This window comes from Streptomyces kebangsaanensis (assembly GCF_001906585.1).
Classification (GTDB): Bacteria; Actinomycetota; Actinomycetes; order Streptomycetales; family Streptomycetaceae; genus Streptomyces; species Streptomyces kebangsaanensis.
In genome coordinates this window covers 145,025-155,161 of the sequence record NZ_JUJA01000160.1, presented here as the reverse complement: position 1 = coordinate 155,161, position 10,137 = coordinate 145,025, and the positions used below count along the sequence as shown (strand labels likewise).

At 70.8% G+C, this 10,137-nt stretch carries 10 protein-coding genes and 2 pseudogenes; 8 read left to right on the top strand and 4 right to left on the bottom strand.

The window, feature by feature from the left end; genetic code table 11:
• The 3 genes and pseudogenes from RH94_RS45030 to RH94_RS30685 all read left to right on the top strand — a co-directional run.
• A pseudogene (locus RH94_RS45030) lies at positions 1-541 on the top strand (serine/threonine protein kinase); the annotation flags it as partial.
• 104 nt (positions 542-645) lie between these two features.
• Positions 646-1,845 (top strand): cyclic dehypoxanthinyl futalosine synthase, encoded by a 1,200-nt coding sequence (mqnC, locus tag RH94_RS30690; RefSeq protein ID WP_073951598.1) that lies wholly within the window; start codon positions 646-648, stop codon positions 1,843-1,845.
• A gap of 22 nt (positions 1,846-1,867) precedes the next feature.
• Positions 1,868-2,518, top strand: coding sequence for a hypothetical protein (locus RH94_RS30685; RefSeq protein ID WP_107428868.1), 651 nt, complete (start codon positions 1,868-1,870; stop codon positions 2,516-2,518).
• Between the two features lie 13 nt (positions 2,519-2,531).
• Here the strand turns inward: RH94_RS30685 and RH94_RS30680 are convergent, their stop codons facing one another.
• Positions 2,532-3,539: a chitinase gene (locus RH94_RS30680; RefSeq protein WP_073951597.1), complete on the bottom strand. Its 1,008-nt coding sequence runs from the start codon at positions 3,537-3,539 to the stop codon at positions 2,532-2,534.
• 157 nt (positions 3,540-3,696) lie between these two features.
• On the opposite strand from RH94_RS30680, the gene RH94_RS30675 reads away from it, so the two are divergent.
• On the top strand, positions 3,697-4,389 hold the full coding sequence (locus RH94_RS30675) for a demethylmenaquinone methyltransferase (protein ID WP_073951596.1): 693 nt from the start codon (positions 3,697-3,699) through the stop codon (positions 4,387-4,389).
• On the opposite strand, the gene RH94_RS30670 is transcribed toward RH94_RS30675, so the two are convergent.
• Complete coding sequence (locus tag RH94_RS30670) at positions 4,379-4,738, bottom strand: PASTA domain-containing protein (RefSeq protein WP_073951595.1); 360 nt, start codon at positions 4,736-4,738, stop codon at positions 4,379-4,381. The two genes, RH94_RS30675 and RH94_RS30670, sit on opposite strands and share 11 nt — an antisense overlap.
• A 522-nt stretch (positions 4,739-5,260) precedes the next feature.
• Complete coding sequence (locus RH94_RS30665; protein WP_073951594.1) at positions 5,261-5,767, bottom strand: GNAT family N-acetyltransferase; 507 nt, start codon at positions 5,765-5,767, stop codon at positions 5,261-5,263.
• Between the two features lie 99 nt (positions 5,768-5,866).
• Here RH94_RS30665 and RH94_RS30660 point away from each other — a divergent pair, with 99 nt between their 5' ends.
• Positions 5,867-7,183: a geranylgeranyl reductase family protein gene (locus RH94_RS30660; RefSeq protein WP_073951593.1), complete on the top strand. Its 1,317-nt coding sequence runs from the start codon at positions 5,867-5,869 to the stop codon at positions 7,181-7,183.
• Between the two features lie 176 nt (positions 7,184-7,359).
• Here the strand turns inward: RH94_RS30660 and RH94_RS30655 are convergent, their stop codons facing one another.
• Positions 7,360-8,172 (bottom strand): C40 family peptidase, encoded by an 813-nt coding sequence (locus tag RH94_RS30655; protein WP_079189255.1) that lies wholly within the window; start codon positions 8,170-8,172, stop codon positions 7,360-7,362.
• Positions 8,173-9,013: 841 nt separating this feature from the next.
• Between RH94_RS30655 and RH94_RS30650 the strand changes: the two genes are divergently transcribed.
• The 3 genes and pseudogenes from RH94_RS30650 to RH94_RS45025 all read left to right on the top strand — a co-directional run.
• The gene (locus tag RH94_RS30650; RefSeq protein ID WP_007383963.1) at positions 9,014-9,373 is read left to right on the top strand and encodes an NADH-quinone oxidoreductase subunit A; all 360 of its coding nucleotides are present in this window, start codon (positions 9,014-9,016) and stop codon (positions 9,371-9,373) included.
• Between the two features lie 15 nt (positions 9,374-9,388).
• Positions 9,389-9,943, top strand: a complete 555-nt coding sequence (locus RH94_RS30645) for a NuoB/complex I 20 kDa subunit family protein (RefSeq protein ID WP_007383964.1) — start codon at positions 9,389-9,391, stop codon at positions 9,941-9,943.
• Positions 9,940-10,137 (top strand): annotated as a pseudogene (locus RH94_RS45025) (NADH-quinone oxidoreductase subunit C); the annotation flags it as partial. The gene RH94_RS30645 and the pseudogene RH94_RS45025, both read left to right, overlap by 4 nt.

The window sequence follows — 10,137 nt, the reverse complement described above, 5'->3', positions numbered from 1 at the left end:
CCGGCCGAGCCGCGGCGTGGTCCTCGCGGTCGCGGGCGCGCTGGCGGTGGTGACGGCCGGTTCGCTGCTGTTGCTGTTCCCGTTCCGTTCGGGCAACGACGGGACCGGCGACGGAACACCCGGCGGCGACCACTCCCCGACACAGGTCGCCACCACCTCCTCCTCCCCTTCCTCCCCCTCCTCCCCGGTCCCGGTCCCCGCCCGCTACCTCGGCACCTGGGAGGGCCAGGGCGCCGCCCTCGGCGGCGCCCTGCCGATGGGCACCTTCCGCGTGACGGTCCGCCAGGCCGCCGTGGGCGAGAAGGCGGGCACGGTGCGCCACACGGACCAGATCGGCGGAGTCTGCGACGACGTGCTCACGCTGAGGCAGGTGACGGAGACGGAGCTCGTCATGTCGTCCGAGGGCGTCGGGGCCAACCGCCCGAACTGCGTCCAGACCGAGCACACGGTCCGCCTCAGCCCGGTCGGGGACGACCTCGTGTACAAGTCGGAGAGTTCCGGGTCGGGATACCCGGAGGCGCGGCTGTCGAAGGCCGAGTAGCGCGGGCCGTCACCCACGCGGCCTGACGTGAGGACCGTAACCCCCCTGGCGTAGGCTGGTTCGGTCTGTCCACAACCCTTACGAACCTTGCGAAAGGGACGCCGGTGACCGAGAAGGCCGACCTCCAGTCCGTCCTCGACCGTGCCGCCGCGGGCGGACGGATCACCCCCGAGGAGGCGCTCGACCTGTACCGCGACGCACCGCTGCACGCGCTGGGCGCCGCGGCCGACGCCGTACGCCGCCGGAAGTACGCGGGCACCGAGCACATCGCGACGTACATCATCGAGCGCAACATCAACTACACGAACGTGTGCGTCACGGCGTGCAAGTTCTGCGCCTTCTACGCCGCCCCCAAGGACACCGCGAAGGGGTGGACGCGCGACCTGGACGACATCCTGCGGCGCTGCGCGGAGACCGTGGAACTCGGCGGCACGCAGATCATGTTCCAGGGCGGCCACCACCCGGACTACGGCGTGGAGTACTACGAGGAGCACTTCCGCGCCATCAAGGAGGCCTTCCCGCAGCTGGTGATCCACTCGCTGGGCGCCTCCGAGGTGGAGCACATGGCGAGGATCTCGGGCGTGTCGGTCGAGGAGGCCATCACCCGGATCCACGAGGCCGGCCTGGACTCCTTCGCCGGTGCCGGCGCCGAGCTGCTGCCGGAGCGGCCGCGCAAGGCCATCGCCCCGCTGAAGGAGTCCGGCGAGCGCTGGCTGGAGATCATGGAGATCGCGCACCGGCTGGGCGTGGAGTCCACCTCGACGATGCTCATGGGCACCGGTGAGACGAACGCCGAGCGGATCGAGCACCTGCGGATGATCCGGGACCTGCAGGACCGGACGGGCGGCTTCCGGGCGTTCATCCCGTACACCTACCAGCCGGAGAACAACCACCTGAAGGGCCGGACCCAGGCCACCCTCTTCGAGTACCTGCGGATGATCGCGATCGCCCGCCTCTTCCTCGACAACGTGATGCACATCCAGGGCTCCTGGCTGACCACCGGCAAGGACGTCGGCCAGCTGACCCTGCACTACGGCGCCGACGACCTCGGTTCGATCATGCTCGAGGAGAACGTCGTCTCCTCCGCGGGCGCCAAGCACCGGTCCAACCGGATGGAGATCATCGAGCTCATCCGGAAGGCGGGGCGGGTCCCGGCCCAGCGGTCGACGACGTACGAGCACCTCGTCGTCCACGACGACCCGGCGAACGACCCGGTCGACGACCGCGTGATGTCCCACATCTCCTCGACGGCGATCGCGGGCGGGACGGCCCACCCGGAGCTCAAGCTCCTCGCCTCCAACTGACGCGGCGTCAAGTGGGCCGCCCGTGCTGACGATTCACGCCGCCGACCTGCTGGTCACCGCGGACCGGCCGCACCCCGTCGTCGTACCGGGCGGTGCGGTGCTCGTGGACGGCCGGGTGCTCGCGGGCCTCGGGCCGTACGAGGAACTGGCCGCCGCCCGTCCGCAGGCCCGTGTCCGGCGCTGGCCGGGGCTCATCGCGCCGGGCCTGGTCAACCCGTACGGGCCCGAACTGCTGGAGCAGGCCTACCATCCGGACCCGCGCGAGGCGGACGAGCTGGGCACCGAGCCGGTCACCGGCGCGGCCCTCGCGGCACTGCCCATGACCGACACCCGCTGGGGTGCGAGCGCACGGCGCGGGGTGCAGCGGATGCTGGCGCACGGGACGGTCGCCGTGGCGGGGGAGCTGCGGCGACCGGCCGTGGTGGACGCGGTGCACCGGGCGGGGCTGACGGCCGGGGAGCGGTTCGGGGACCCCGCCGGTCCGCCCGCCCTGGATCCGCTGGCCGGGCGCGGCCTCGCGGAGGCGGTCCTGACGCCGCTGGTGCCGTTCGAGGGCAGGGACGCGACGTTCGCCGTCTTCGACGTCCCGGACGAGGCCGCGCTCGCCGCACGCGGCGCGGCGAGCTGCGTGGCGACCGTCCTCGGCGGCCGCCTGGTGTACCGGCGCCGCTGAGCCCGCCGGGGGCTCACCCCCCGAACGCCTTCCCGAACGCCCCCGGCTTCTGCCTCACCCCACTGCAGGTGGTCGCCGCGTCGCCCCGTGCGGAGGAGCCCTTCTCGCACTGCTGGTCGCGGAAGGTGGACCACATCGACACCCAGGCGATCCGCTTCCTCTCGGCGAAGGCGCGCACCTGGGCCGCGTCGGAGAGCGTGAAGGTCTCGCCGGCGACGTCGTTGACGCCGATCATCGAGGTGAGCGCCATGCCCTGCCAGGCGGCGGCGTCCGACAGCGCGAAGACCTTCTTCAACTGGGTGTGGGCGGCCTCGGCGGCGGCGATGGCGTAGTCGCCCATGTCGCCGGCGTACGACTCGGCGTAGTTCATCGTCATCAGGTTCACGGTGGAGACCCGGACGTCGTGCCGGTTGGCGGACTCCAGCAGGGCCAGGCCGTGGGAGTCCAGCCCGGAGGGCATGACGGGCAGGGTGAAGGTGACCTCCAGTCCGGGCCGCTCCTTCTGCAGCAGCGCGATCGCCCGGGAACGCAGGGCGACGGAGGCGGAGTCGGTCAACTCGTCGCCCTCGATGTCGAAGTCGGCCCGGGTGGAGCCCGCCGCGTCCAGTGCCCTGCCGTACGCGCCGGCCAGCGCGGAGGCGTCGCCGCAGGTCGCCGCCAACTCCCTGCCGTCGGCTCCGCCGAAGGAGACGCGCAGCGCGCCGCCCGACTTCCTCAGCCGCGAAATCCGCGCTGTCACTTGCTTGTTGTCGAGGGCGTACCCGCCGTCCCACTGCGGTGTGCAGCCGCTGCCGTCGGAGATCACGAAGGCGAGGTTGTACGTCGCCGGGGAGCCGGCGGAGTCGTTGCCGGAGGCCGTCGTGGCGTTCACGTACGGGGCGTACGCCGTACCGGCGGTGCGCCCGGGCACCTTCGGGGCCGCGTCCGAGGTGCCGCCGAAACCCGAGGAGCAGCCTGTGGCGGCCAGGGTGAGCAGGCAGGCGAGCCCGGCCCCGGCCGCCGGCTTCGAAAGGCTCCTCATCACGCGTGCACCAGCTCTCGTCGCGTCCGTCTCGGGAACGGAACAAATCGGCGTTCAGGAGCGGAAATATCCCACACCCGGCGGGACCCGTGCGGCGTTACGCGAGAAGCCGGGACAGCCGCCGTGACGCCGCGGCCCCGCCTGCAACAATGGGCCCGTGACCCGCGCATCCCTGGACAAGCAGCCGCACGACGTCGCCTCGATGTTCGACGACGTGGCGGAACGGTACGACCTGACCAACGACGTGCTGTCCCTGGGGCAGGACCGGCGGTGGCGCAGGGAGGTCGCGCGCGCCGTCGACGCCCGGCCGGCGCAGAAGGTCCTCGACCTCGCCGCCGGTACGGCCACCTCCTCGCTGCCCTTCACCCGCGCCGGCGCCTACGTCGTCCCCTGCGACTTCTCCCTCGGGATGCTGCGGGTCGGCAAGCGGCGGCACACCTGGATGCCGTTCACGGCCGGCGACGCGACCAGGCTGCCGTTCAAGGACGACACCTTCGACGCCGTCACCATCTCCTTCGGGCTGCGCAACGTGCAGGACTTCGACCGGGCCCTGCGCGAGATGCACCGGGTGACCCGGCCCGGCGGACGGGTGGTCATCTGCGAGTTCTCCCACCCCACCTGGGCGCCGTTCCGCACCGTCTACACCGAGTACCTGATGCGCGCCCTGCCGCCCGTGGCACGCGCGGTGTCCTCCAGCCCCGACGCCTACGTCTACCTCGCCGAGTCCATCCGGGCCTGGCCCGACCAGCCCTCGCTGGCCGGGCGGCTGCGGGCGGCCGGCTGGTCGAAGGTGGCGTGGCGCAACCTCAGCGGCGGAATCGTCGCCCTGCACCGGGGTTTCAAGGCCTGACGGTCATGCCGTCGCGGTGCCGCGCGGGGCCGGCCGCGTACGGATCGCCCGGCTCGTCGAGCTCGCGCCGGAGCCCGCCCGTGGGCGGCCTCGGGACGCGCGGCTCGCGGACGCCTCCGCCGCCCTCGCCCGGACGGAAGTCGAACCACACGTACACCATGGAGTCCCGCGGTACCTCGGCACCGGGCCGCGGGTACTGGCGTACGACGTGGTCGACGACGGTGTGGTGGAAGTCCGGACGGTCCGGCGCGTCGAGGAGCAGGCCCCGCGCCCGGGCGGTCTCGCGGGCGTCCACGGCCATCAGTCCGACCAGGCGCGGTACGCGCACTTCGGGTGTTTTGGGTGTCATGCGCACAGACGTCACCCCCAGCGGTACCGGCAGGGTAGCCGCCGGGGGCGCCGCCCGGAAGCATCGTGTGTCTTTCCGTGACAGTCGACTACCTTCGGTGACGGGCTTGTGGGGTTCGCAACTGCTCGTCGGGGAGTGTGTACGGGGTCGGTTTAGCTCGATCGTGTGATGGTCGGCTTCCGGGCTTGTGGTGTGCTGGGCCGGTCGGGGTAGCGTTGCCGTGCGATCCGGGACGCCGGGTGCGGTGCCGGCGAGCGGGGCCCCTGCTCCACCAGCGAGATGGTTCAGGGCCTCCCCGTCGCCTCTGGCCGCTCCCACAGGCCAGGTCGTGAGGCGTGTGCATCAGCAGCCTCCGGCTGCGGGCCGCCCGCCCGGCCCGGACCACGGACAGGATCCGTGTCGCCGCCCGGGATGCGGCAGTATCCGTCAGCGACCTCCGGTCGCGGGGGACGACCAGTGCGCCCACAACCGTTCGGGGCGTGCCAGTGCGCGGACTCACTCCCGCTCACTGCCCAGGAACGGTCAAAGGTCGAGCCGGTAGCAGTGGCCCTGCCGCTGCGACACCGGCGTCACGAACGCCTCCGCGAGGCGCATGCCGAGCCGCCGGGTGACCGCGATGGACCGCTCGTTGCGGGCGTCGACCATGGCCACCACGCTCGGCAGGCCGGCCGCGCGCAGCCGCTCCAGGGTCATGCGGGCGGCTGCCGTGACGTATCCGCGGCCCCAGAACTCCCGGCCGAGCCGCCAGCCGATCTCGGTCTCGCCCGTGGGGCCCCAGTCCCGCTCCCACGGCTGGGCGCCGGTGAAGCCGACGACCCGGCCGGATTCGTCGAGCATCGTCCACAGGCAGAAGCCGCGCTCGGCGTCGTGCCGCCGCTGACGGGCGGTGAGTTCCTCGTAGACGAACAGCTCCGCGGGCCTGCCGCCCTGGAACTCCATGACGTCCGGGTCGTCGAAGATCCGGTGCCAGGCGACGGCGTCCTCGTCGGTGGGAACGCGCAGCCGTACGACGGGGAGAGCTCGGTTCACGGGGGCAGCCCTTCAGCCGGGTGATCAATTCTGCTGCATAGACTGCCCATGTCCGGTGCCGGTCGGCACGCAGATTACGAACCTTGGGGAGATCCCGCCGTGACCGTCGAGACCGAGCCCCAGTCCGAGTCCCCTTCCGAGGCCCTCTCCGGGAACAGGGCCGATGTGATCGTCGTGGGCGCGGGGCCGGCCGGCTCCGCCACCGCGTACCACCTCGCCCGGGCCGGACTCGACGTACTCCTGCTGGAGAAGACCGAGTTCCCGCGGGAGAAGGTCTGCGGCGACGGGCTCACCCCGCGCGCCGTCAAGCAGCTCGTCGCGATGGGCGTCGACATCTCCGAGGAGGCCGGCTGGCTGCGCAACAAGGGCCTGAGGATCATCGGCGGAGGTGTGCGCCTGCAGCTGGACTGGCCGGATCTCGCCTCCTTCCCGGACTACGGACTCGTGCGCAAGCGCGACGACTTCGACGAGCAGCTCGCCCGGCAGGCGCAGAAGGCGGGCGCGCGGCTGTACGAGCGCTGCAACGTGGGCGCCCCGATCGTCGACGACCGCACCGGCCGCATCACCGGGGTGAAGGCCAGACTCGGCGAGGACAAGCGCGAGGTCACCTTCCACGCGCCGCTCGTCGTCGCCGCCGACGGCAACTCCAGCCGGCTGTCCCTGGGAATGGGCCTGCACCGCCGCGAGGACCGCCCGATGGGCGTCGCGGTCCGCACGTACTTCGAGTCCCCCCGCCACGACGACGACTACCTGGAGTCCTGGCTGGAACTGTGGGACCGGCGGGGCCCGCAGGACCGGCTGCTGCCGGGCTACGGCTGGATCTTCGGCATGGGCGACGGCACCTCCAACGTGGGCCTCGGGGTGCTCAACACCTCGGCGTCCTTCAAGGAGCTCGACTGGCGCGAGATCCTGAAGGCCTGGTGCGCGTCCATGCCCGAGGACTGGGGCTACACCCCCGAGAACATGACCGGCCCGATCCGCGGCGCCGCCCTGCCCATGGCCTTCAACCGCCAGCCCCACTACACCAGGGGCCTGCTGCTCGTCGGTGACGCGGGCGGCCTGGTGAACCCCTTCAACGGCGAGGGCATCGCCTACGCCATGGAGTCCGGCCAGCTCGCCGCCGAGATCATCGTCCAGGCCCAGTCCCGGGCCACGCCCGCCCAGCGCGAACTCGCCCTGCAGCGCTACCCGCGCGTCCTGAAGGACACCTACGGCGGCTACTACACGCTGGGCCGCGCCTTCGTGAAGCTCATCGGCAACCCGAAGGTCATGCAGATCGCCACCCAGCGCGGGCTGACCCACCCGCTGCTGATGAAGTTCACCCTCAAGCTGCTGGCCAACCTCACCGACCCGACGGGCGGCGACGCGATGGACCGCGTCATCAACGGCCTGAGCAAGGTGGCGCCCAAGGCGTGAGCCGGCCCGGACGGCGAACGGCAACGCCGAGGGGCGCTCACCGCGTGGGTGAGCGCCCCTCGGCGTTGCCGGGGTGGGCCCGAAGTCCGGAGCGCGCACGGGCGTGCCGGAGGGCCGCAGCCCCCGAGCGGCTGCGGCCCTCCGGCACGTACGGCCGTGCGTGGGCGCGTGGTGCCTCAGAGCACCCGGACCGCGCCGCTCGGCGGGTCGTAGGACAGCGGCCGCTCGACGACGCCCGTGGAGGAGTTCTGCGCGCCGACGAACATGCCGTTGCCGACGTACACCCCCACGTGGTACGCGCTGCCCGCGCCGCCCCAGTAGAGGATGTCGCCCGGCTGCAGGTTGGACAGCGACACCTGGGTGCCGGCGGTCGACTGGTTCTGGGAGACGCGCGGCAGGCTGATGCCCACCTGCTTGAAGGCGGTCTGCACCAGGCCGGAGCAGTCGTAGGCGGACGGACCGGTGGCACCGGAGACGTAGGCCTTGCCGACCTGGGCCTTGACGAACGAGACGACGGCCGCGGCCGAACCGGTCGCCGTGGACGTGCTCGTGGTGACGGTGCTGGTGCTCGCCGGGGTGGCGAGCACGGTCCGCTCGGTGGTGCGCGAGGCGCGCTCGGCGGCGGCCTTGCGGGCGGTCTCGGCAGCCTCCTTGCGGGCGGCCTCGGCCTTCTTCTTGGCGTCGGCGAGGTCCGCCTTGGCCTGCTTCGCGGCCTTCGCGGCGGCCGCGTCGCGCTCGGCCTGCAGCTGGTAGTTCGCTGCGGCCTGCTGTGTGGCGTCCGCCGACTGGGCCACCTGGGCGGCCAGGTCGGCCGTCAGGGTGGGCAGTTCGAGGGTCTGGGTCACCGGCTCGGCGGCGTTCGCCGACGCCGACGCACCGGCCACTGCCAGGGTGCCGAAGACGCCACTGGCAACTCCGGCCCGCATCGCGATGTTCGACGCGCTACGGCGGGGCTTCCGGTGGCTGCGTATCTGAGCGGTGTGGGACATGGGAACAACCGGTACCAGGGGCTCCTTCATATCTTCAAGGAACGTGTGGTGCGCCACATTTGTTCAACGGAGCGCCCAAATTCCCGGGTCCGATTCCTTATTGACGGCACAACGGACATTGCGGACGCACGTGATCATGCCTGTGATCATGGGCTTTCGCTGTTACGTCCGAATTGCTCCCGACCTACCACTGGTCGAGGTCGTTGGCCAAGCCCGGCTCTCACGCGCTTCTCATGGATGTGACGGAGGTCACGGAACGGTCGCCGCCTCGCGGCGCGTCCGCGCATCGGAGCCCAGTGGTCCCTTATGTCACATGAGCCCCATGGGTGAGGGGGGTGTCGGCGGGGGACTGCGGGGTGCGTCCCCGGCTTGTGAAGGGGTGAACGCGTCCACATCTCGTGTCGCCGTCCCTCTGATGTGTGAAAAGCCGCCCTATACCAAGGTCTTGACGAACTCCGCCACTTTGCGTCGGGTGCCGGGCATCTGATAATGCGCACCCCCTCCGACCTGCGAATACGAGATAAAATGTAACCAGTAGTGATCACACAGGTGCTTCGCGTGCGAAGGTCACCGCTCATCCGACTTGATGATCGTTCGTCAGGTGGTGAAGATCACAAAGCCCGTGCAATACCCCGTGTCGCAGATCACAGAGCGTCGGGCATAAGATGCGAGGCAGTTGGGCTTGTGACCTGCTTCACATGTTCTCGATCTTCGTCGGCGCAAGCGGGGGTGGTGGGGCATGTGAGGCGGCTGTGAGCCCGCTACCTCCCCCAAGGTCTCGGCTTCGCTCGACCAGGGGGGACCCCGTGCAGTCAGTGCCGACTGAGAGGAGCGAGGAGCGGTGAACGCGTATGCGCCCATCCTCGTACTGGGAGCCCTCGGGGCAGGCTTTGCGATCTTCTCCGTGGTCATGGCCACCCTGATCGGGCCGAAGCGGTACAACCGCGCCAAGCTCGAGGCCTACGAGTGCGGTATCGAGCCGACCCCCACGCCGGCCGGCGGCGGGCGCTTCCCCATCAAGTACTACCTGACGGCGATGCTCTTCATCGTCTTCGACATCGAGATCGTCTTCCTCTACCCCTGGGCCGTCACCTTCGACGCCCTGGGTGTTTTCGGGCTCGTGGAGATGCTGCTCTTCGTGCTCACCGTCTTCGTCGCGTACGCGTACGTATGGCGGCGCGGCGGCCTGGAATGGGACTGAGGGGCTTCTAACGACATGGGACTCGAAGAAAAGCTGCCGAGCGGTTTCCTGCTGACCACCGTCGAGCAGGCCGCGGGCTGGGTGCGCAAGGCGTCCGTCTTCCCGGCCACCTTCGGCCTCGCCTGCTGCGCGATCGAGATGATGACCACCGGCGCCGGCCGCTACGACCTGGCGCGCTTCGGCATGGAGGTCTTCCGAGGCTCGCCCCGCCAGGCGGACCTGATGATCGTGGCAGGCCGGGTCAGCCAGAAGATGGCGCCGGTCCTCAGGCAGGTCTACGACCAGATGCCCAACCCCAAGTGGGTGATCTCCATGGGCGTCTGCGCCTCCTCGGGCGGCATGTTCAACAACTACGCGATCGTCCAGGGCGTCGACCACATCGTCCCCGTCGACATCTACCTGCCCGGCTGCCCGCCGCGGCCCGAGATGCTGATGGACGCGATCCTCAAGCTCCACCAGAAGATCCAGTCCTCCAAGCTCGGCGTGAACGCCGAGGAAGCGGCCCGCGAGGCGGAGGAGGCGGCGCTCAAGGCCCTGCCCACGATCGAGATGAAGGGGCTGCTGCGATGAGTGACGCCGACGGCAAGAACGTGAACGGCGTGAACGGCTCCGGGAACGGGGCCGCGAACGGGGTCAACCCCGAGAAGGACCTCGCCGTCGACAACCTCCCCGGTCAGCGCGGCCAGGGCGGCGAGGAGATCCGCGTCCAGCGCGGCATGTTCGGCGCCGGCAACGGCGGCGACACCTCCGGCTACGGCGGCCTG